This is a genomic window from Allomesorhizobium camelthorni (genome assembly GCF_011045125.1).
In the GTDB taxonomy this organism is placed as follows: Bacteria; Pseudomonadota; Alphaproteobacteria; order Rhizobiales; family Rhizobiaceae; genus Allomesorhizobium; species Allomesorhizobium camelthorni.
On sequence record NZ_JAAKZF010000029.1, the window covers coordinates 1 to 19,743 of the forward strand.

The 19,743-nt window shown below is 64.2% G+C and carries 22 protein-coding genes; 11 read left to right on the plus strand and 11 right to left on the minus strand.

All coding sequences use genetic code 11. The features are described from left to right. Window positions 1-213 precede the first annotated feature (213 nt). Window positions 214-2,370, plus strand: coding sequence for a sodium-translocating pyrophosphatase (locus G6N73_RS19080; RefSeq protein WP_165030433.1), 2,157 nt, complete (start codon window positions 214-216; stop codon window positions 2,368-2,370). Between the two features lie 79 nt (window positions 2,371-2,449). Here the strand turns inward: G6N73_RS19080 and G6N73_RS19085 are convergent, their stop codons facing one another. Further along, window positions 2,450-2,965, minus strand: coding sequence for an outer membrane protein assembly factor BamE (locus G6N73_RS19085; RefSeq protein ID WP_165030435.1), 516 nt, complete (start codon window positions 2,963-2,965; stop codon window positions 2,450-2,452). A gap of 125 nt (window positions 2,966-3,090) precedes the next feature. Between G6N73_RS19085 and G6N73_RS19090 the strand changes: the two genes are divergently transcribed. The 6 genes from G6N73_RS19090 to G6N73_RS19115 all read left to right on the plus strand — a co-directional run bounded on the left by G6N73_RS19090 (window position 3,091) and on the right by G6N73_RS19115 (window position 7,606). Beyond that, window positions 3,091-3,633, plus strand: a complete 543-nt coding sequence (locus G6N73_RS19090; protein WP_165030437.1) for a ubiquinol-cytochrome C chaperone family protein — start codon at window positions 3,091-3,093, stop codon at window positions 3,631-3,633. Window positions 3,634-3,645: 12 nt separating this feature from the next. Beyond that, window positions 3,646-4,209: a YceD family protein gene (locus G6N73_RS19095; RefSeq protein ID WP_165030439.1), complete on the plus strand. Its 564-nt coding sequence runs from the start codon at window positions 3,646-3,648 to the stop codon at window positions 4,207-4,209. A gap of 103 nt (window positions 4,210-4,312) precedes the next feature. Continuing rightward, complete coding sequence (gene plsX / locus G6N73_RS19100; RefSeq protein WP_165030441.1) at window positions 4,313-5,380, plus strand: phosphate acyltransferase PlsX; 1,068 nt, start codon at window positions 4,313-4,315, stop codon at window positions 5,378-5,380. Window positions 5,381-5,393: 13 nt separating this feature from the next. Then, the gene (locus tag G6N73_RS19105) at window positions 5,394-6,365 is read left to right on the plus strand and encodes a beta-ketoacyl-ACP synthase III (protein ID WP_165030443.1); all 972 of its coding nucleotides are present in this window, start codon (window positions 5,394-5,396) and stop codon (window positions 6,363-6,365) included. A 169-nt stretch (window positions 6,366-6,534) separates the two neighbouring features. Further along, window positions 6,535-6,879: an integration host factor subunit alpha gene (locus G6N73_RS19110; RefSeq protein WP_165030546.1), complete on the plus strand. Its 345-nt coding sequence runs from the start codon at window positions 6,535-6,537 to the stop codon at window positions 6,877-6,879. A 184-nt stretch (window positions 6,880-7,063) separates the two neighbouring features. Then, entirely contained in the window at window positions 7,064-7,606 is a 543-nt protein-coding gene (locus G6N73_RS19115; RefSeq protein ID WP_165030445.1) for a MerR family transcriptional regulator, read from the plus strand. 326 nt (window positions 7,607-7,932) lie between these two features. On the opposite strand, the gene G6N73_RS19120 is transcribed toward G6N73_RS19115, so the two are convergent. The 3 genes from G6N73_RS19120 to G6N73_RS19130 all read right to left on the minus strand — a co-directional run bounded on the left by G6N73_RS19120 (window position 7,933) and on the right by G6N73_RS19130 (window position 9,008). Further along, window positions 7,933-8,382, minus strand: a complete 450-nt coding sequence (locus G6N73_RS19120) for a hypothetical protein (RefSeq protein WP_165030447.1) — start codon at window positions 8,380-8,382, stop codon at window positions 7,933-7,935. A gap of 115 nt (window positions 8,383-8,497) precedes the next feature. Continuing rightward, the gene (locus G6N73_RS19125) at window positions 8,498-8,761 is read right to left on the minus strand and encodes a DUF982 domain-containing protein (RefSeq protein ID WP_165030449.1); all 264 of its coding nucleotides are present in this window, start codon (window positions 8,759-8,761) and stop codon (window positions 8,498-8,500) included. Window position 8,762: 1 nt separating this feature from the next. After that, a complete protein-coding gene (locus G6N73_RS19130; RefSeq protein WP_165030451.1) occupies window positions 8,763-9,008 on the minus strand; it encodes a DUF2188 domain-containing protein in 246 nt (81 codons plus the stop codon). 181 nt (window positions 9,009-9,189) lie between these two features. Here G6N73_RS19130 and G6N73_RS19135 point away from each other — a divergent pair, with 181 nt between their 5' ends. Next, window positions 9,190-9,405 (plus strand): alkylphosphonate utilization protein, encoded by a 216-nt coding sequence (locus G6N73_RS19135; protein WP_008836697.1) that lies wholly within the window; start codon window positions 9,190-9,192, stop codon window positions 9,403-9,405. A gap of 133 nt (window positions 9,406-9,538) precedes the next feature. On the opposite strand, the gene hppD is transcribed toward G6N73_RS19135, so the two are convergent. Continuing rightward, window positions 9,539-10,651 carry a 4-hydroxyphenylpyruvate dioxygenase gene (gene hppD, locus G6N73_RS19140; RefSeq protein WP_165030453.1) on the minus strand — a complete coding sequence of 371 codons (1,113 nt, stop codon included), beginning with the start codon at window positions 10,649-10,651 and terminating at the stop codon, window positions 9,539-9,541. A gap of 256 nt (window positions 10,652-10,907) precedes the next feature. Here hppD and G6N73_RS19145 point away from each other — a divergent pair, with 256 nt between their 5' ends. Beyond that, the gene (locus G6N73_RS19145; protein WP_206078954.1) at window positions 10,908-11,393 is read left to right on the plus strand and encodes an Lrp/AsnC family transcriptional regulator; all 486 of its coding nucleotides are present in this window, start codon (window positions 10,908-10,910) and stop codon (window positions 11,391-11,393) included. 7 nt (window positions 11,394-11,400) lie between these two features. On the opposite strand, the gene G6N73_RS19150 is transcribed toward G6N73_RS19145, so the two are convergent. The 6 genes from G6N73_RS19150 to aztA form a co-directional block, all read right to left on the minus strand. Beyond that, window positions 11,401-11,742 (minus strand): protein tyrosine phosphatase family protein, encoded by a 342-nt coding sequence (locus tag G6N73_RS19150; protein ID WP_165030455.1) that lies wholly within the window; start codon window positions 11,740-11,742, stop codon window positions 11,401-11,403. A gap of 105 nt (window positions 11,743-11,847) precedes the next feature. Continuing rightward, entirely contained in the window at window positions 11,848-13,932 is a 2,085-nt protein-coding gene (locus G6N73_RS19155) for a 3-hydroxyacyl-CoA dehydrogenase NAD-binding domain-containing protein (protein WP_165030457.1), read from the minus strand. A gap of 132 nt (window positions 13,933-14,064) precedes the next feature. Then, the gene (gene aztD, locus G6N73_RS19160; RefSeq protein WP_165030459.1) at window positions 14,065-15,264 is read right to left on the minus strand and encodes a zinc metallochaperone AztD; all 1,200 of its coding nucleotides are present in this window, start codon (window positions 15,262-15,264) and stop codon (window positions 14,065-14,067) included. Between the two features lie 87 nt (window positions 15,265-15,351). Beyond that, on the minus strand, window positions 15,352-16,335 hold the full coding sequence (gene aztC, locus G6N73_RS19165) for a zinc ABC transporter substrate-binding protein AztC (protein ID WP_165030461.1): 984 nt from the start codon (window positions 16,333-16,335) through the stop codon (window positions 15,352-15,354). Between the two features lie 14 nt (window positions 16,336-16,349). Further along, complete coding sequence (gene aztB / locus G6N73_RS19170; protein ID WP_165030463.1) at window positions 16,350-17,216, minus strand: zinc ABC transporter permease AztB; 867 nt, start codon at window positions 17,214-17,216, stop codon at window positions 16,350-16,352. 8 nt (window positions 17,217-17,224) lie between these two features. After that, window positions 17,225-18,037 carry a zinc ABC transporter ATP-binding protein AztA gene (gene aztA / locus G6N73_RS19175; RefSeq protein WP_165030465.1) on the minus strand — a complete coding sequence of 271 codons (813 nt, stop codon included), beginning with the start codon at window positions 18,035-18,037 and terminating at the stop codon, window positions 17,225-17,227. 196 nt (window positions 18,038-18,233) lie between these two features. Here aztA and G6N73_RS19180 point away from each other — a divergent pair, with 196 nt between their 5' ends. Together G6N73_RS19180 and G6N73_RS19185 are read left to right on the plus strand one after the other, a co-directional pair. After that, the gene (locus G6N73_RS19180; RefSeq protein WP_165030467.1) at window positions 18,234-19,346 is read left to right on the plus strand and encodes an NAD(P)/FAD-dependent oxidoreductase; all 1,113 of its coding nucleotides are present in this window, start codon (window positions 18,234-18,236) and stop codon (window positions 19,344-19,346) included. 37 nt (window positions 19,347-19,383) lie between these two features. Continuing rightward, window positions 19,384-19,728 (plus strand): RidA family protein, encoded by a 345-nt coding sequence (locus G6N73_RS19185; protein ID WP_165030469.1) that lies wholly within the window; start codon window positions 19,384-19,386, stop codon window positions 19,726-19,728. Window positions 19,729-19,743: the final 15 nt, after the last annotated feature.

Consider the following 19,743-nt stretch of genomic DNA (forward strand, 5'->3'; position numbering starts at 1 on the left):
CACCCCGAGATCTTCAACAACCGTCTAGCCCCGCCGCATCCGTGGCGAAAACAGGGCAAAAGCATAGCGGTATCTTGACGCGCCCGAGCCCGTTTCGCATACACCGCAGCGAAAGCCCGAATTCTGTCAGCCATGCTGTCCGGATTCAGGCTCCATCGCATCGGTCCCGGGGAGGGGAATTTCCGGGCCAGAAAATCAGGGAAGAATTCGGCAATGACCATGCTTTACGTCGTCATCGCCTGCGGCCTGCTTTCCATCCTGTACGCCATCTGGGCGACACGGTCGGTTCTCGCATCCGACCAGGGAAATGCACGCATGCAGGAAATCTCGGCCGCCATCCGCGAGGGTGCGCAGGCCTATCTGGCGCGGCAATACACCACAATCGCCATCGTCGGCGTGGTCGTGCTGCTGCTCGCCTGGTGGCTGCTCTCGGCGAGTGCTGCGATCGGCTTCCTGATCGGCGCCGTTCTGTCGGGCTCTGCCGGCTTCATAGGCATGCATGTCTCTGTCCGCGCCAATGTGCGCACCGCGCAGGCCGCTTCCAACAGCCTCGCGGCCGGCCTCGACATCGCCTTCAAATCGGGCGCCATCACCGGCATGCTGGTGGCCGGTCTCGCTCTCCTGGGCGTGTCCGTCTACTACTTGGTCCTGACCGGTCCGATGGGTCTTGCGCCCGATGATCGCACGGTCATCGACTCGCTGGTTTCGCTCGGCTTCGGCGCATCGCTGATCTCGATCTTCGCCCGTCTCGGCGGCGGCATCTTCACCAAGGGTGCGGATGTCGGCGGCGATCTCGTCGGCAAGGTCGAAGCCGGTATTCCCGAAGACGACCCGCGCAACCCGGCCACCATCGCAGACAATGTCGGCGATAATGTCGGCGACTGCGCCGGCATGGCGGCCGATTTGTTCGAAACCTATGCAGTGACGGTCGTCGCCACCATGGTGCTCGCCGCGATCTTCTTCGGCGGCACGGACATGCTCGGCAGCGTCATGCTCTATCCGCTCGCCATCTGCGGCGCCTGCATCGTCACCTCGATCATCGGCACCTTCTTCGTCAAGCTCGGCTCCAACGGCTCGATCATGGGCGCTCTGTACAAGGGCCTCATCGTGACCGGCCTGCTGTCGATCCTCGGCCTCGGCGCGGCCACCTCGCTGACCATCGGCTGGGGCGAGATCGGAACCGGCGGCGGCGTCGCCATCACCGGGCAGAACCTGTTCATCTGCGGCATTATCGGCCTTGCGGTGACCGGTCTGATCGTGGTGATCACCGAATACTACACCGGCACCGGCAAGCGCCCGGTCAACTCGATCGCCCAGGCGTCCGTCACCGGCCACGGCACCAACGTCATCCAGGGCCTCGCGGTCTCGCTCGAATCGACGGCGCTGCCGGCCATCGTCATCGTCGGCGGCATCATCACCACCTTCCAGCTTGCCGGCCTGTTCGGCACGGCGATCGCAGTGACGACCATGCTCGGCCTTGCCGGCATGATCGTGGCGCTCGACGCCTTCGGCCCGGTCACCGACAATGCCGGCGGCATTGCCGAGATGGCGGGCCTGCCCAAGGAAGTGCGCCAGTCGACCGACGCGCTCGACGCGGTCGGCAACACCACCAAGGCGGTCACCAAGGGTTATGCGATTGGCTCGGCCGGCCTCGGCGCGCTAGTGCTGTTCGCGGCCTACAGCTACGACCTGCAGTACTTTGCCGCCAAGGCGAATGAGGCCGGTTCGACGCTGTTTCCGTATTTCAAGGACATGGGCACGGTCTCCTTCGACCTCTCCAACCCCTATGTCGTCGCCGGCCTGATCTTCGGCGGCCTGATCCCGTATCTGTTCGGCGGCATCGCGATGACCGCCGTCGGCCGCGCCGCGGGCTCGATCGTGGAAGAGGTGCGCAAACAGTTCCGCGAGGATCCGGGCATCATGAAGGGAACCTCGAAGCCCAACTATGCCCGCGCCGTCGACATTCTGACCAAGGCGGCGATCAAGGAAATGATCATCCCGTCGCTGCTGCCGGTGCTGGCGCCGCTGGTCGTCTATTTCGGCGTGCTGCTGATCTCGGGCTCCAAGGCCTCGGCCTTCGCCGCGCTCGGCGCATCGCTGCTCGGCGTCATCGTCAACGGCTTGTTCGTCGCCATCTCGATGACCTCTGGCGGCGGCGCCTGGGACAACGCCAAGAAGTCCTTCGAGGACGGTTTTACCGACAAGGACGGCGTCAAGCACCTGAAGGGTTCGGAAGCCCACAAGGCCTCGGTGACCGGCGACACGGTCGGCGATCCCTACAAGGACACCGCCGGCCCGGCCGTCAACCCGGCCATCAAGATCACCAACATCGTGGCGCTCCTGCTTCTGGCCGTGCTCGCGCACGGCTGATCCAGGCGTTCATTGCAAGGAAAAAGCCCCGCGGGAGCGATCCCGCGGGGCTTTTTTTGAGGTATCCGTCCCGTGCGGCTTATTGCTGGGGCGCGCCGGGAAGGCTGGTCGGCATGCCGGCAGCGCCTGCCAGCAGCTGGCCGATGAAGTTCTGGTCCTTGCCCGCGGTCGGCGTGGTGCGGGAGATGAAGTCGAACACCTTGCCGTCCTGCAGGCCGTAATTGGCGATGTTGGTGACGCGCCCGTCCTCGCCGAAATAGACCGCCAGGATGCGCTGGTCGATGAGCTTGGGCTTGGCGAAGGCGACGGCGCGGCGGCGGGTCTGCGAAATGTAGTAGAAGACCTCGTTGTCGAAGGTCGCCGTGGTCGACGGGCTGCCCAGCGCCAGGATCACCTGTTCGCGGCTCGAACCGACCGGCACCAGGTCGATCTGCTGCTGGTCGATGACATAGCCCTGCGTCAGCGTCTCGCTCGGGGTCAGGTCGCCGAAGGTTTTTGAGGTGTTGCAGGCGGAAAGCGTCAATGCCGTTCCGAGCAGGCATGCCGCCCCGGCCAGGCGCGGCGAAAATGCGGTCTTGAAATCCTGGCAGGCCAACAACAACTCCCATCCCAAATTCGGTATCGCGGCCCGCCTTGCGCGGAGCCGCAAAACCGGTAAACCAGCTTGCGCGCCGATGCAACACAGCCCGCCGGCGAAACGGTTCCTCAAGGAGACCGCCAATGTTCAAACGCCTGTTTGGCGGCGACCGCAACGCCAATCGCGCGATCACGGACGCGCTCTACGGTGAAATCGTGGCGGCCGCGCGGCAGCCTGTGTTTTATTCGGACTGGAACGTACCCGACACGCCGCTCGGCCGTTTCGAGATGCTGTCGCTGCACATGTTCCTGTTCCAGCATCGCCTGCACGGCGAGACCGGGGTCTCGCGCGAGATCGCCCAGGAGCTGACCGACGATTTCTTCACGGATCTCGATCATTCGCTGCGCGAACTCGGCATAGGCGATGCCGGCGTGCCGAAGCGGATGAAGAAGCTGGCGCGGATGTTTTACGGCCGCACCAAATCCTATGCCGACGCGCTCGACGCCGGCGACCGGCCCGCACTCGCCGCCGCCCTGGCGCGCAATGTCCGGCCCGAAGCCGGTGACTGGCCGGAAGCCGATGCGCTGGCCGGCTACATGTTCGAGACCGTCGCCGCGCTGGCGCGGCAGCCGTCCGCGGCGATCCATGGCGGCGCGATCGGCTTTCCCGCGCCCCAGCCGGGTTGAAAGGAGCCTGCGATGAAACATCACCATGAACAGCCGGTGAGCCCGGTTTCGTTCAATGTCAACGTCGCGCGGCTGCCGCAAAAGGGCATGCCGGTGGTGATCGAGGCCAACGGGAAGCAGCTTGCGGCGCTCGCGGAAGAGCACAGCCTGCTTTCGGTGAAGGATTTCCGCGCGGAACTGCATGTCGGTTCCTGGAAGCGCAATGGGGTAAAGGTTTCAGGCGTGGTCTTGGCCGACATCGTGCAGGCCTGCGTGGTGACGCTCGAACCGCTCGACGCCCATATCGAGGAGGAGGTCTCGGGGCTGTTCCTGCCGGAGGATTCGAAACTCGGCCGGCTCGGCTTCGAGGGCGGCGGCGAGATCATGCTCGATGCCGAAGGCCCCGACAGCCCGGAAGTCTTTTCCGGCGACACCATAGATGTCGGTGCGCTGGCGGAGGAATTCTTCGGCCTGGCCATCGATCCCTATCCGCGCAAGAGCGGCGTGGCGCTGGAGGCCCCGGCATCCGATGCGGGCGAAGCGGCCGTCGAGAGCGAATTGCAGCGAAAGCTGCGCTCGCTGATCGATAAATCCTGAAAACACCCGGGCAAGTTCCGAAATCGCGGTTGTGCGGCTCCGCAAAACCGCTATTTTCCCCCTGCCTGACCAAGGCAGCCGAGTAATGTGAGATGATTGCCGAGTGATCAGGATTTCCATCGATGCCATGGGCGGCGATCACGGGCCGGCGGTAGTCATCCCCGCGTTGATGATGGTGGCGACGCGCCGCCCCGACGTGCGGTTCCTGGTCTATGGCCGCTCGGAAGCGGTCCGGCCGGAACTGGACAGGTTCCCCAAGCTCGCCGCCATCACCGAATTCATCCACTGCGATGTCGCGGTAAGCATGGACGACAAGCCGAGCAAGGCGTTGCGCCACGGCCGCTGGAAATCGTCCATGTGGAAGTCGATCGAGGCGGTCAAGACGGGTGACGCCGACGCCTGCGTGTCGGCCGGCAATACCGGCGCGCTGATGGCGATGTCGAAATTCTGCCTGCGCACCATGGCCACCATCGAGCGGCCGGCGATCGCGGCGATCTGGCCGACGCTGCGCGGCGAAAGCGTCGTGCTGGACGTTGGCGCCACGATCGGCGCGGACGCCCACCAGCTTATCGATTTCGCCATCCTCGGAACGGCCATGGCGCGGGCGCTCTATGGAATGGACAAGCCGACCGTCGGCCTGCTCAACATCGGCGTCGAGGAGGTCAAGGGCCAGGAAGAGGTCAAGGAAGCGGGCCGCCTGCTGCGCGAGGCCAGCATGATGTCGATGGGCTATCACGGCTTCGTCGAAGGCGACGACATCGGCAAGGGCACGGTCGACGTGGTGGTCACCGAGGGTTTTGCCGGCAATATCGCGCTGAAGACCGCCGAAGGCACGGTGCGGCAGATCTCGACCTATTTGCGCGCCGCGATGAGCCGGACGCTGATGGCCAGGATCGGCGCTGTCTTCGCCAAGGGCGCGTTCAACACGCTCAAAGAGAAGATGGATGTGCGCAAGGCCAATGGCGGCGTGTTCCTGGGGCTCAACGGCATCGTCGTGAAGAGCCATGGCGGCACCGACGATGAAGGTTTTGCGGCGGCGATCGAACTCGCCTACGATATGACCCGCAATCGGTTGCTCGACCGGATCGAGGCCGACCTCGACCTGTTCCATGCGCGTCACCCGAAATCTTCGCTCAGGCCGGCAGCCGCTGCCGGCGATGCTATTGAATAGGATTTAGTTCCAGATGATCAGATCAGTCGTGCGTGGCATCGGATCCGCGTTGCCGCGTCGCATCATGAAGAATACCGATTTCGAAGGCGTGCTGGAAACGTCCGACGAGTGGATCGCCCAGCGCACCGGCATCCGCCAGCGCCACATCGCCTCCGACGACGAGACGACGGCGTCGCTGGGCGAGGCGGCTGCGCGCGCCGCGCTCGACAATGCAGGGCTGACGCCGGCCGACATCGACCTGATCGTGCTCGCCACTTCGACGCCGAACAACACATTTCCCGCGACCGCGGTGGAGATCCAGAACCGCCTCGGCATGCATCACGGCTTCGCCTTCGACATGCAGGCGGTGTGTTCGGGCTTCGTCTATGCGGTCGCAACCGCCGATCTCTACATTCGCGGCGGCCTCGCCAGGCGCGTGCTGGTGATCGGCTCGGAAACGTTTTCGCGCATTCTCGACTGGACCGACCGCTCGACCTGCGTTTTGTTCGGCGACGGGGCAGGGGCCCTGATCCTCGAGGCGCAGGAGGGCGAGGGCACGATCGCCGATCGCGGCGTGCTCGCCGCCAGCCTGCGCTCCGACGGCGTCCATAAGGACAAGCTCTACGTCGACGGCGGCCCGTCCACCACCGGCACGGTCGGCCTGCTGCGCATGGAAGGCCGCGAGGTGTTCAAGCATGCCGTCGGCATGATCACCGACGTGATCGAGGCGACCTTTTCGCAGGCCGGCATCACGGCCGAGGATCTCGACTGGTTCGTGCCGCATCAGGCAAACAAGCGCATCATCGATGCGTCTGCCAGGAAGCTCGGCATCGCGGACGAAAAGGTGGTGGTGACCGTCAATCTGCATGGCAACACCTCGGCGGCGTCGGTGCCGCTGGCGCTTGCCGTGGCCGTGGCCGACGGGCGCGTGAAGAAGGGCGACCTGGTGCTGCTGGAAGCCATGGGCGGCGGCTTCACCTGGGGCGCCGTACTGCTACGCTGGTGATCGGCTGCCCTCATTAGCCGGAACAGCCTTGCCGCAGCGCGGATCATCAAATCAATTCAACATGATTGCGGCGAACGCACCGGTTCGGTCCTTGACCTTGTCGGACCAATTTTCTAACGTCTTGGCGTTTGTAGGCTTTTTTGTTTTTCGAGGATGGTTGGACGGTCGCATGGGGGGAAAGACACTGACGCGCGCCGATCTCGCCGAAGCCGTCTATCGCAAGGTCGGCCTCTCCCGCACGGAGTCTGCCGAACTCGTGGAATCCGTACTCGACGAAATCTGCGAAGCCATCGTCCGCGGTGAAACCGTCAAGCTCTCTTCCTTCGCCACGTTCCACGTGCGCGGCAAAAACGAGCGTATCGGCCGCAATCCCAAAACCGGCGAAGAAGTGCCGATCCTGCCGCGCCGCGTCATGACCTTCAAGGCCTCCAACGTGCTGAAGAACCGCATCCTGCGCGCTCACCAGAACAGCAAGGGCAAGGGCGCCAAGCAGGCCGCATCGGCTGGCGAGTAGCTCGGCTTCGATCGATAAATCGCGCGCCAGGCTCGCGCCGGGCTTGAATTCCAGCCGGCAAACCGCTGAAATGAGGTGCGAATCGGTGCCGTGGCTCACTTGCGGGCGCAACACTCCGGTTCGGCGAGCTTGATCCCACCCGGCCGCCTCAGGCCTTCGGGATCGGCCATGGAGGAATTCGCGCATGGACAAGAGCCCCGACGCATTCCGGACCATCAGCGAGGTCGCCGAGGACCTCGATCTGCCGCAGCACGTGCTGCGCTTCTGGGAAACGCGCTTCACCCAGATCAAGCCGATGAAGCGCGGCGGCGGCCGGCGCTACTACCGGCCGCAGGATGTCGACCTGATCAAGGGCATCCGCCACATGCTTTACGACCAGGGCTACACCATCAAGGGCGTGCAGAAACTGCTGCGCGAGAACGGCAACCAGTTCATCGTCGCGGTCGGAAGCGGCGACCGTGCGGCCGTGGAGGCGATTGCGCAGCGCAAGCAGGCTGAGGCCGCGCCGCCGACGCCGGCCGCGCAGCCGCGCGGAGCGGACGACGAAATGCTGGTCGGCGAACCCAGGGCCAAGCCGAACCGCCGCTTTTTCGGCCTTGGCAAGGCCGAGGAGGACGGACCGGTGCAGCCCGACAGCGGCAAGCTTTCGCGCGACAACCGCGCGCTGCTGCAGGAAGCGCTGTTCGACCTGCTCGAATGCAAGCGGCTGCTCGACCAGGTCCGCTGATGTCCGGCCCGGACAGGCAGCAGGCCGAACCGAACGGCGGTCTAGATGTGAGCTTTTTCGGCTCTGATCGCAGCGCCTGTCATGCGCTTGGTGGTGCCTTCTCGCCGTGATCCTTCGACAGGCTCAGGGACGGGGGAGAAGGGACAGGCGGCAATGCTGGCGACCCCCTCTCCACGTCCTGAGCGTGCCGAAGGATCACGGCGAGAAGACCCTAATACACAGCGGCGGCGGTGAAAAAGACTCAGGCTGGACCAGTGCAAGTGGTCGAAATCTGACGCTTGGTTCCGGGGCAGTAAGCCTGTTCAGGGGGTGGTTAGCGGCCCCGATCATCGCAGGCGGATTGTGACGTAGAAGCCTACGACAATAAGCGTTGCAGACCCCACCCAGAGACACAAGGCGAGTAGTAGTTTCCAAAAGCTCTTGCGGTATAGGCCCGCGTTCCGGGCCATTCGGCCACCACGCCAAGCCTTACTAGCACCATACATGACTGCAAAGGCGGCCATGAGCGCGACCCATCCTGGCACCAGCTTCAATAGCGGCGCACTGGGATCGTTATAAAGGTGGATGAACGCCACGACACCGCGATACAGCACGGGTGGTCCATAGTAGAACATGAACCATCCGCTGACCGCTCCCATGGGTACGTAGAAAGCGAGAGTGACCCGCCAGTTCTTTCCCAGCCAAGGCTCACCCTTCTTGGCCTGAGCACGGTACAAATCGGCCAAGAACAAGACAACGCCACCAATGAGGCTTAGCCCCAACCACCACCAATGCATCTGCCTGTCCTAGCGCTGGTTGGTTGCACCGGGGTTAACCGACGGGCCGCCTTTTCGTCCGCAAAGGGGCGGCAGCGGTATTCCGTTTCGGGTACCAAGCGTCAGGTTTTGACCACTAGTGAGCGGATTCGCCGGCCAGGATGCCGGCTTCTTCCGCCGCTTCGATGAAGGCGTTGCGCGCATCTACGGTGGAACGGTGCCCGTCCTGCACCTTGAGGCAGGCGTCGACGGCGTCGCGGTGCCTTGGACCGCGAAGGGCCGGCCACTGGGTCAGAAGCAGATCGGTTGCCTGGCGGGTGCTGCCGACGGCTATCGGCCCGCCCTGATCGAGCGAGATCATGACGGGTTCTTGGAAACGCTTGTCAGGCTCGCTTTCCATGTCAGCCTCCGGCGGAAACGTCGGTCTCGGGCCGGTCCCGGCCGTCCACGACTTCCTCGTGCCACTCGCCTTCCTCGTCCTGGTAGATTATGCCTTCCGTCCTGCCGGCGAGCTGCTGTTCGGCGGCAGCGGCCTTGGCCGCCTCATAGGCTTGCGAGCGGCTGGCGAAGGTCTCCGAATACACATCGCCGAGCTTGTAGGCCCAGCCGCCATCATGTTCCACGATCTCATAGACAATCCGGGTCATGCGCTCACCCTCCTTTTGACCGCTCAACGGGGCAAGGGTGAAGTTGTTCCTGGCGACCCCCGAACCGGCACCGAATCCGCATCCGGCAGCGGTTCTTACGGTGGGCAGCCGCCGAATTGCCGCGACACGCAACCGAACCTCCCTTATCAGTGCGCCGATCGATTCGACGAAGGGGACTGACATGACGGATGTGAAGGACAGCAACGGCACAAAGCTCGCCGATGGCGATTCCGTGACGCTGATCAAGGACCTCAAGGTAAAAGGCACCTCGGTCGTGCTGAAGCGCGGCACGCTGATCAAGAATATTCGCCTTACCGACAAGGAGGGCGAGATCGAGTGCAACGCCGAAAAAGTCAAAGGATTGGTGCTCCGCACCGAATTCCTGAAGAAGGCATGACGTTGCGGCCGGCGTTGGATTGCGCCGGGCAGCCTACAACTCCCTATCTCCTGCCGAGCATGTCGCGGAAGCTGCGCCTGTGTGAGGCGCTGTCAGCCAACATTTGAACCATCCAGACCGAGCCGGTTGCCGTCTAGGCAGCAGCGTCCGGTTTCAGCACGCCGCGGCGGATCTGGTCTTCCTCGATCGACTCGAACAGGGCGCGGAAATTGCCCTCGCCAAAACCTTCGTCGCCCTTGCGCTGGATGAATTCGAAGAAAATCGGTCCGATCACGGTCTTCGAAAAGATCTGCAGCAGGATCTTGGTCGTGCCGCCATCGACCACGCCTTCGCCGTCGATCAGTATGCCGTGCTTCTTCATCCGCTCGATCGGCTCGTCATGGCCGTGCACGCGCTCATGCGACTTCTCGTAATAGGTGTCGGGCGGGCCCGGCATGAATTTCAGCCCGTTGGCCGCGAGTTTGTCCGTAGCATCGTAGATGCCGTCGGTGCCGACCGCGATGTGCTGGATGCCTTCGCCCTTGTACTTGCGCAAATATTCCTCGATCTGGCTCTTGTCGTCGGTCGATTCATTGAGCGGGATGCGGATTTTGCCGCAGGGCGAAGTGATGGCGCGGCTGACCAGGCCGGTCAGCTTTCCGGCGATGTCGAAAAAGTGGATCTGCTTGAAGCCGAATAGCTCGCGGTAGAACGCCCACCACTTGTCCATCTTGCCGCGATAGACATTGTGGGTGAGGTGGTCGAGGTAATAGAAGCCGACGCCTTCAGGCTTCGGGTCGCGCTCGCCGAGCCAGTCGAACTCGGCGTCATAGGCCGAGCCCTTGTCGCCATACTTGTCGACGAAATAAAGCAGCGAACCGCCAATGCCGACAATCGCCGGAACGTCGAGCGTCTTGTCGTCGCCCAGATAGGGTTCGGCGCCCTTGGAGACCGCGTGGTCGAAGGCATGCTTCGCGTCGACCACGCGCCACGCCATGGCGGGCGCGCAAGGGCCATGCTTTTCCACGAACTTCATGCCGTATGAGCCGGGTTCGGCGTTCAGCACATAGTTGATGTCGCCCTGGCGCCAGATGGTGATGTTCTTCGTCCGGTGTTTTGCAACGGGCGCGTATCCCATGCGCGAAAAAAGTTCGGAGAGCTTTTCCGGCTCCTGATGGGCGAATTCGACGAACTCGAACCCGTCGGTGCCGGCGGGATTAGCCTTGCTGATCTTGGCGGGCGGGGCATCGTGCGGAAAGGGACCCATGGCTTCCTCCTTTGGTGTGTCCTTCGAGGCTCGCTTCGCTCGCACCTCAAGATGAGGAGCGTTGCGAAATCTCACGAAAAAACTCAAAGGCTCGCGAGATCGTTCCGGAAAGGTGGCATACGCCGTCCTCATCCTGAGGTGCGAGCGAAGCGAGCCTCGAAGGACGCACATTCAACTTTCTTCAGAATACCCCAAACCGCCCGCACAGTGCTTGCATTCAAACGCTTCGGATGCTGCAATGATGCGTGAAACGTGCATGACGGACCTAAAAATGACCGATGACGAGCGCATTGATCAATTTGACCGCAAGATACTGTCTCTGCTGCAGGCGGACGGCAGGCTGACCAACAACGACCTTTCCGAGCGCGTGAATCTGTCACCGTCGCAATGCTCGCGGCGGAGGCAGCGGCTGGAGGAGGAGGGTTTTATCCGCGGCTACCGCGCGGTGCTCGACCGCGACCGGCTGGGATTTTCGCTGGTCAACGTGATCTCGGTGACGCTGGCGACCCACAATCGCGACAATGCCCGAAACTTCGCCGAACTCCTGTCGCGCCTGCCCGAAGTCCAGGAGGCGCACGCCCTGACCGGCGAGATGGATTACATCCTGAAGGTCGTCACGCCTGATCTCAAGTCGCTGTCGGATTTCGTCAACGGCGTGCTCCTGCCGCACGATTCCGTGCAGCACGTGAAAACCGCGATCGTGCTGGAGACGCTGAAGGAGACCTCGGCGCTGCCTTTATGACAACGTCTCAGCCTTTCGACTGCTGCACCGCCATGAACAGGTTGGTCGAGCGCGTGCCGGAACGGCAATAGGCGAAGACCGGACCTTCGAGTTCGTCCAGCGCATTCGCCATCGCGGTGACATCGTCGCCGGTCATCGGCATGCCGCTGACGATCGGGACGTGGCGGAACGACAGGCCGGCCGCTTCGGCCGCCTGCCTGATCTCGGCCGTCGAGGGCTGGCCCGGCTGCTCGTTGTCCGGACGGTTGCTGATGATGCTCTTGAAGCCCTTGGCCTTGATCGTGGCGACGTCTTCCACCGCGATCTGTCCGGACACGGCGTAGTCGTCGGAAATCTGTCTGTATTCCATGGTGATGCCTCATGATCCAAATCGTTGCGGCAAGCATAGCGCCCGCGCCGCTCTCTCGCGACTGTCATGCCACCTCGAACCCCCCGCCGCAACCGCGCTGTCGTCTCAGCCGTTGCCGACGAAGGTGCTGAGCGGGCGGCCCTCCGCGGCAAGCCGCTTCAACAGCGCGGACGGCCGGAACACGTCCTTGCCGCTCAGGCCATGCCGGTATTCCAGCCGTTCGATGATCTTCGGCAGCCCTTCGAGGTCGGCCCAGAACATCGGCCCGCCCTTGCCGACCGGGAACCCGTAGCCATTGGTCCAGATGATATCGATGTCGGACGCGCGCGCGGCAATGCCTTCCTCGAGGATCTTTGCGCCCTCATTGACCATTGGATAAAGCGTGCGCTCGATGATCTCCCCGGCCAAAATCGTACGGCGCTCGATGCCTCTTTCGCGCGCACTGTCCTCGATCAGTTGCGCCACCTCCGGATCGGGAACCGGGGTGCGGGAGCCGTTTTCGTAGCGATAAAAACCCTTGCCGGTCTTCTGGCCGAAACGGCCCTGTTCGCAGAGCCGGTCGGCAATCACCGCAGTCTGGCCGCGCGCCTTGCGGTTGCGCCAGCCGATGTCGAGGCCGGCCATATCGTACATCTGGAACGGCCCCATCGGCCAGCCGAAACCGGTGAACACCTTGTCGACCTCACCCGGCGACGCGCCTTCGAGCAGAAGGTTTTCCGCATCGTCCGAACGGGCCGAGAGCATGCGGTTACCGACGAAGCCGTGGCAGACGCCGACGACGACCGGAACCTTGCCGATCCGTTTCGCGACGCCAAGCACTGTGGCCAGCACATCCGGCGCGGTCCGGCTGCCGCGCACGATTTCCAGCAGCTTCATGACGTTGGCCGGGGAGAAGAAATGCAGCCCGAGCACATCCTGCGGCCGGCTGGTCGACGCCGCGATCTCGTTGACGTCGAGATAGGACGTGTTGGTGGCAAGGATCGCCGTCGGCTTGGCGATGGCGTCGAGCTTGCTGAATACCTCTCTCTTCACCGCCATATCCTCGAACACGGCCTCGACAATGAGATCGCACTCGGCGAGGTCGGCATAGTCGGTGGTCGGCGCAAACAGCGCCATGCGCCCGGCCTTGGCGTCTTCGCTCAGCGAGCCGCGCGACACCGAAATCGCATAGTTCTTCTCGATCATCGCCAGGCCGCGGTCGAGCGCTTCGCGGTTCATTTCAAGCAGGGTCACCGGGATGCCGCCATTGACGAAGGCCATTGCGATGCCGCCGCCCATCGTGCCGGCGCCGATGATGCCGGCGCGGCGGATTTCGAGCGGCGAGACTTCCTTGCCGACGCGGGGCACTTTCGTGGCCTCGCGTTCGGCGAAGAACAGATGGCGCTGGGCGCGCGACTGGTCGCCCGAAACCAGCTTTGTGAACAGCTCACGCTCGGCGGCCAGCGCCTCGTCGAAGGGCAGGGTGATCGCGTTGCGCACCGATTGCGCGCAGGCCAGCGGCGCTTCGAGCCCGCGCGCCTTCTTGGCGAGTTCGGCCGCCTCGGCGTCGAATGCCGCGAGATCAGCGCCGACTATCTGTGCCCCACGATCGCGCACCGGCACGGAAGCGACGCCGCTCGCGGCCTTGTCGCGGGCGAAGGCGACCGCATTGGCGAAGAGGTTGGATTCGGAGGTCGCGTCGACCAGTGCGCTCGCCAGCGCCACATCGGCCGGAACCGGCGCGCCGGAGACGATCATTTTCAACGCCTTCGCCGGGCCGACCAGACGGGGCAGGCGGACGGTGCCGCCGGCGCCCGGCAGCAGGCCGAGCTTCACTTCCGGCAGCCCGAGCTTCGCGCCCTTGTCGGCGATGCGGAAGTGGCAACCGAGCGCCAGTTCGAGCCCGCCGCCGAGCGCGGTGCCGTGGATGGCCGCGACCGTGGGCTTCCGGATCGCCTCAAGCATCGCGATGACATCGCGCAGGTCCGGACGCTGCGCCGGCCTGCCGAATTCGGCGATGTCGGCCCCGGCAACAAAGGTGCGGCCGGCGCAAGTGAGTACAATGGCCGCGACCGAAGAATCCCCGGCAAGCGTTTCCAGCACCTTCCGAAGCGGCTCGCGGACGCGAAAGCTCATCGCGTTCACCGGCGGGTTGTCGATGGTGACGATGGCGATTTCGCCATCGCGGGTGATGGTCACGGTCTCGGTCATCGACACGCTCCTGTTTGCTGGCGCTGGAGCCGGGCGGCCGGGACGATCCGGTCCAGCCTCCGCAGAGCGTGTATCGTGAAGAAGCCGGGCCGGGTCAACCGGCCCGGCTCCGCCAAGCCGTTATATCGCCGGTCAGTGCGTTTCGCCGGATCCGCCGATCGCCACCACGTTGAAGGGCTTGCCCTCAACCGGGATATTGCCTGTTTCGGTAAAGCTCCCGGCATCGACCACATGCAGCAGGCCTTTCAGCGGATCGCTGACGATGATCGAATCGCCCGCGACGGCTATGCGCGGCCGCGGGTCACTCCAGTGGCCGTCCATGCTGTAGGGCTCGGTCAGCGCCAGCGTGCCGACGATCTGGCCGGCCAGAACATCGATGCGGTGCAGCCTGCCGTCTTCGGTGAAGACATAGGCGAATTTCGGCCGCGCCGGATCGACCGCGAAATGCACTCGGCGCGCCGGCAGCTCGATCAGGCGGAAGGCGTCTTTCGCCGTCGGGTCGATTACTACCACGGCGCTGGGCCCGTAATTGCCGAGGAAATATTGCAGGCCCCTGCCGCCGACCAGCGTGGTCGACTTGCCTTCGGGCAGGCCTTCGCCATAGGGCAGCAGCTCGATCGAGGGCGTGTCGTCGCCGGCCTTGACCAGCAGCAGCCCTTCGGCGCAGGCGATCGCCAGTATGTTGCCGGACGACGCTTCGCCGTGAAGGTCCGGGCACGAATGCACGTCTCCGACCGGTGCGCCGGTAGCGTCGACCACCCTGATGCCGACCGGCAGTTCATCCGGCTTTTCGCTGTTCGGCTCGCTCACCAGGACATGGCTGCCGAAGGCGACGGCGACGCCGTGATGCGGCGCGGCGGTTTTGACCTCGCGTGCGGTTTTCGAGCCGGCGAGCACTTCCTTCTCGGCTATCGTGCGCGCCACCCCCTCGCCATCGAAGAACAGGGCTATGTCGCCATGATGATCGACGAAGTGCGAAGGCTTCGCGCCGGGAAACGCCGCCTCCAGCAGGCTCGGCGCTTCGATCTTCAGGTCGCCGTGATCGCCATGGTCGCCCATGGAGAGGCCGCTCGAGATCACCGAAATCATGTCCGACTTGCCCTGGACCGCAAATACGGTCCTGCCGCTTTCGCTGCGATGCAGCGTCGCCGGCCCATTGGTCGCGAAATTGGCCAGCACCTTGCCGGTTTCGGCGTCGATGGCGCGGACGACCGGCGCTGCGTGGTCCGACACGAACAGCCGCCATGCGGATTTTTCCTCCGCAAGCGCCGGCAGGACCGTGAAGCCGAACGCGAGCGCCGCGCAGGAGAATGCTGTCAGACGACGAGTCATGATGTTCTTTCCTTTATGTAATAACATAACAAACTGAGAGCCGAAAAAGGCGGGGTGAGCCCGCCTAGATCGGTCGTGATGCTCTGGTTAGCTGCCGAGGATCGCGCCCTTGATGGTGGCGATGTTGTTGCGCATCAGGTCGATATAGGTGGGCGCCGGGCCGTCGGCGGCCGAGAGCGCGTCGGAATAGAGCGTGCCGCCGATCTTCAGGCCGGTTTCTGTTGCAATCTGTTCGGCCAGCCGCGCATTGGTGATGCTTTCGACGAAGATCGCCGAGGCCTTGTCCTCGCGCACCTGCCTGATCAGCGCGGCGACATCGGCGGCCGAAGCCTCCGCTTCGGTCGAGACGCCTTCCGGGGCCAGGAAGGTCAGGCCGTATTCGTGCTCGAAATAGCCGAAGGCGTCATGCGAGGTGATGATGACGCGCTTGTCTTCGGGAATGGAAGCGACAGCGGCCTTCACCTCGTCCTCCGCCGCCGCGAGCTTTTGCGTATAGGCCTCGGCATTGGCCTTGTAGGCGTCGCAGCCCTCGGCATCGGCGGCGCAGAATGCGTCGGCGATGTTCTTCACGTAGATTTTCGCATTGGCGATGGACTGGAAAGCGTGCGGATCGGTATCGCCATGGTGGTGGCCTTCTTCCTCCTCTTCCTCCTCGGCGGCTGCATCATGCGCCTCGCCTTCCGCCTCGTGCGCTTCGCCTTCCGCCTCGTGCTCTTCCTGCATCTTCAGCGGCTCGATGCCTTTGGTCAGCTCGACGATCTGCGCCTTTGCGCCGCTGGTCTCGACGAGGCGTTCGAGAAAGCCTTCGAAATGCAAGCCGTTAACCAGCACCACATCGGCGCCGGCCATGGCGACGGCGTCAGCCGGCTTGGGCTCGTAGACATGGGCGTCGCCGTCCGGGCCGACCAGCGTCGTCACCTCGACGCGCTCGCCCCCGACATTTTTGGCGAAATCGCCGATGATCGAGAAGCTGGCGATGACTTTCAGCGGTTCGGCGGAGGCGGTGGCGAGGGCGGCGGGGCTTAATGTTATAACGGTCGCCAGCAGGGCAAGTCGAAATTTGCTGAGCATGGTTGGGATCTCCTTCAGGCGGTACGATGACGGTGGTGGCGGGTGCGGGTGTTGAAGACCCCGCGCGTGCCGAAAACGATGGAGCAGAGATAGACGACGCCGGCCGACAGGATGATGGCGGGTCCGGAAGGAAGCGCGGCGTGATAGGACAGGAGCAGGCCGGCGACGCAGGATGCGAAGCCGATCAGTATCGCCAGCGCGCACATCGGCTCGACGCGGGTCGTCCAGAAGCGCGCGGCGGCGGCGGGCAGCATCATCAGTCCGACCGAGAGCAGCGTGCCGAGCGCCTGGAAGCCGCCGACGAGGTTGAGCACGACGAGGCCGAGAAAGATGAAGTGCACGGGCGTGCCGAAGCGGCTCACCGAACGCAGGAACAGCGGGTCGAGGCATTCGGCGACCAGCGCCCGCCAGAAGATCGCGAGCGTCAGCAGCGTGGTGCCGGTGATCATCGCGATCAGCGTCAGCGCGTCGTTATTCAGCGCAAGCACGGTGCCGAAAAGCACATGCATCAGGTCGACGCTCGATCCGCGCAGCGACACGATGAGCACGCCGGCCGCCAGCGAAATGAGGTAGAAGGCGGCCATCGAGGCGTCTTCCTTCTGCACGGTGAAGCGCGACACCGCTCCGGCCCCCAGCGCCACGATGGCGCCCGCTATCAGGCCGCCGATGGTCATCGGCACGATCTGCAGGCCGTAGAGCAGGAAGCCGGCCGCTGCACCCGGCAGGATGGCGTGGGCCATGGCGTCGCCGGTCAGGCTCATGCGCCGCAGCATCAGGAACACGCCGACCGGGCACGCGCCTATCGACAGCATCAGCGAACCCATCAGCGCGCGCTGCATGAAGCCGAATTCTACAAAGGGGGCGATCAGGAAATCGTACATGATGCTGCTCAGGCCGCCCGCGGACCGGAATCGCGATGCGAATGATCGTGCCCGTGATCGTGACCATGCGAATGGTCATGGTCGTCTCCGGCGGGCTCGCACCACGGCGCATCGTCATGCCAGGCTTCGTCGAAGCGGCGCGCGCGCAAAAGGTTTTCCGGCTTGAGCGCCTCGATCGTTTCGCCCCAGGCGACCGGTTGCCGCGCCAAAAGCAGCGTTTCGGGAAAATGCCGGCGCACCAGGTCGAGGTCGTGGATGACCACCATGACGGTGCGCTTCTCGCCGTGCCAGCGCTTGATCAGGTCAATCAGGTCGCCGACCGTCTTGGCGTCCACCGCGTTGAAAGGCTCGTCGAGCAGGATGATCTCGGCATCCTGGAGCAGGACACGGGCAAAAAGAGCGCGCTGCAACTGGCCGCCCGACAGCGTGTCAATCGGCCGCTTCTCGAAGCCGCCCAGGCCGACGGCCATCAGCGCCTTCGATACCTGCTCGCGATCGTCTCTGGTGAAGCGGCCGAGCAGGCCGCGCCGCGGCCAGAGCCCCAGCGAGACCAGATCGACCACCCGCGCCGGAAAGGAGCGGTCGAGTTCGGATTGCTGTGGCAGGTAGGCGATGCGCGCGCCCTTGGCGTTGAGGCAGATCCCGGCCATGGGTTTCAGCACGCCGACGATGCCCTTCATCAGCGTCGATTTGCCGGAGCCGTTCGCCCCGACCACGGCGGTCAGCGAACCCGTCTTGACCGCGCCGTTCAGATGATGAACGGCGGGGTGGCTGTTGTAGCCAAGCGTCAGGTCGCGAAAGGTCAGGCTGGCGTCGGTCATGGTCTTGCGGCTGCATCCGTGTTGCTGGCGGCAAGGGCTGGATATGTGATGTTATTACATTAGTCAACGCTGCCATGTGAAATTCCGCGGCCGAAAATCCGCGCGGAGAGTGCTGGGGCAGGCGACGCTGCGCTCCTGCTCCATTCCAATTTCCGGTGTAATGTGGAAAAGGTCGCGAGCAAGGGAGGCGGAGCGCATGCAGGACGAGATCAGGGCCGACATTGCAATTGTCGGCGCGGGCATTGCCGGAGCCGGCGTGGCGGCGGCGCTGGCGCAGAATTTCAAGGTCGTCCTGATCGAGCAGGAAAGCCGGCCCGGACATCATACCACCGGACGCTCGGCCGCGATCTTCATCCAGAACTATGGCAACCAGACGATCCGGGCGCTCAGCCGCGCGAGCGCGCCGCTGTTCGAAGATGCGGACAAAGACCTATTCCCGAACCCGCTGCTTTCGCCGCGCGGCATGCTGAACATCGCCGATGCCGAAGGAATGAGCCACCACGCCGAGCTTCTGGCCGGGAGCGAGGGGCTGCGCGAAATCAGCGTCGCCGAGGCGCTGGCGCTGGTGCCGGCGCTGCGGGCCGAGCGCATTCTCGCCGCCTCCTATGAAGAGGATGCGCGCGATATCGATGTCGCCGCACTTCATCAGGGCTGGCTGAAAGCCGCCAAGATGGCGGGCGCCAAGGTTCTGACCGACTGCGCGCTGGAGCGCGCTGAATATGCCGGCGGCGTCTGGTCCATCGAGACGTCGAATGCGCGGATCATCGCGAAGACCATCGTCAACGCGGCCGGCGCATGGGCCGACGACGTCGCGAAGAAATGCGGCGTCGCGCCGATCGGCGTGACGCCGACGCGCCGCTCCATAGCCGTGCTGCCCGCGCCGGCGGCTTACGACACGCGCCACTGGCCGCTGGTCGGCGACGCCGCGGACACCTGGTACATGAAGCCGGACGGAGCGCGCCTGCTGGTCTCGCCGGCCGACGAGGACCCGGTCGAGCCGCATGACGCCTTCGTCGACGACATGGTGCTGGCCGAAGGCCTGCACCGATTCGAGCAGGCGATGGTTTTTCCGGTGACCCATGTTGAGCGGAGCTGGGCCGGATTACGCACCTTTGCGCCGGACCGGACGCCGGTCGCCGGCTTCGACAGGACGGCGGACGGCTTTTTCTGGCTTGCGGGGCAGGGCGGCTACGGGATTCAGACCGCTCCCGCCTTGTCATGGCTGGCCGGACAGATGATAAGGCGCGCAGGCCTGCCCGCCGAAATGGAGGCGCTGGCGCCAGCCCTGTCGCCGGACCGTTTCCGCTAGGGCTGCCCGAAGAAATTTTCAGGAAGGGAATAGATACATGACCATTCGCCGTATCGATGTCGGCCCGCGCATGAGCGACATCGTCATCCACAACAACACGATCTATCTGGCCGGGCAGGTCGGCACGCCGGGCGGCAACGTCGCTACCCAGACCAAGGAAATCCTCGCCACGATCGACGAATTGCTGGCCAAGGCCGGTTCGGACAAGACCAAGATCCTTCAGGCGATCATCTGGCTGGCCGACATGAGCACCTTCGCCGAAATGAACGGGGTGTGGGACGGCTGGGCGCCGCAGGGCCACACGCCCGCCCGCGCCACCGGCGAAGCCAAGCTCGCCGCTCCGGAATACAAGGTCGAGATCATCATCACGGCGGCGCTTTAGGCCCGCGATCGCGCC

Coding starts and splice junctions, on each gene's coding strand:
- G6N73_RS19080 (WP_165030433.1), top strand. CDS start 214: ATGACCATGCTTTACGTCGTCATCGCCTGCGGCCTGCTTTCCATCCTG.
- G6N73_RS19090 (WP_165030437.1), top strand. CDS start 3,091: ATGTTCAAACGCCTGTTTGGCGGCGACCGCAACGCCAATCGCGCGATC.
- G6N73_RS19095 (WP_165030439.1), top strand. CDS start 3,646: ATGAAACATCACCATGAACAGCCGGTGAGCCCGGTTTCGTTCAATGTC.
- G6N73_RS19105 (WP_165030443.1), top strand. CDS start 5,394: ATGATCAGATCAGTCGTGCGTGGCATCGGATCCGCGTTGCCGCGTCGC.
- G6N73_RS19110 (WP_165030546.1), top strand. CDS start 6,535: ATGGGGGGAAAGACACTGACGCGCGCCGATCTCGCCGAAGCCGTCTAT.
- G6N73_RS19115 (WP_165030445.1), top strand. CDS start 7,064: ATGGACAAGAGCCCCGACGCATTCCGGACCATCAGCGAGGTCGCCGAG.
- G6N73_RS19120 (WP_165030447.1), bottom strand. CDS start 8,382: ATGCATTGGTGGTGGTTGGGGCTAAGCCTCATTGGTGGCGTTGTCTTG.
- G6N73_RS19125 (WP_165030449.1), bottom strand. CDS start 8,761: ATGGAAAGCGAGCCTGACAAGCGTTTCCAAGAACCCGTCATGATCTCG.
- G6N73_RS19130 (WP_165030451.1), bottom strand. CDS start 9,008: ATGACCCGGATTGTCTATGAGATCGTGGAACATGATGGCGGCTGGGCC.
- G6N73_RS19135 (WP_008836697.1), top strand. CDS start 9,190: ATGACGGATGTGAAGGACAGCAACGGCACAAAGCTCGCCGATGGCGAT.
- hppD (WP_165030453.1), bottom strand. CDS start 10,651: ATGGGTCCCTTTCCGCACGATGCCCCGCCCGCCAAGATCAGCAAGGCT.
- G6N73_RS19145 (WP_206078954.1), top strand. CDS start 10,908: ATGACGGACCTAAAAATGACCGATGACGAGCGCATTGATCAATTTGAC.
- G6N73_RS19150 (WP_165030455.1), bottom strand. CDS start 11,742: ATGGAATACAGACAGATTTCCGACGACTACGCCGTGTCCGGACAGATC.
- G6N73_RS19155 (WP_165030457.1), bottom strand. CDS start 13,932: ATGACCGAGACCGTGACCATCACCCGCGATGGCGAAATCGCCATCGTC.
- aztD (WP_165030459.1), bottom strand. CDS start 15,264: ATGACTCGTCGTCTGACAGCATTCTCCTGCGCGGCGCTCGCGTTCGGC.
- aztC (WP_165030461.1), bottom strand. CDS start 16,335: ATGCTCAGCAAATTTCGACTTGCCCTGCTGGCGACCGTTATAACATTA.
- aztB (WP_165030463.1), bottom strand. CDS start 17,216: ATGTACGATTTCCTGATCGCCCCCTTTGTAGAATTCGGCTTCATGCAG.
- aztA (WP_165030465.1), bottom strand. CDS start 18,037: ATGACCGACGCCAGCCTGACCTTTCGCGACCTGACGCTTGGCTACAAC.
- G6N73_RS19180 (WP_165030467.1), top strand. CDS start 18,234: ATGCAGGACGAGATCAGGGCCGACATTGCAATTGTCGGCGCGGGCATT.
- G6N73_RS19185 (WP_165030469.1), top strand. CDS start 19,384: ATGACCATTCGCCGTATCGATGTCGGCCCGCGCATGAGCGACATCGTC.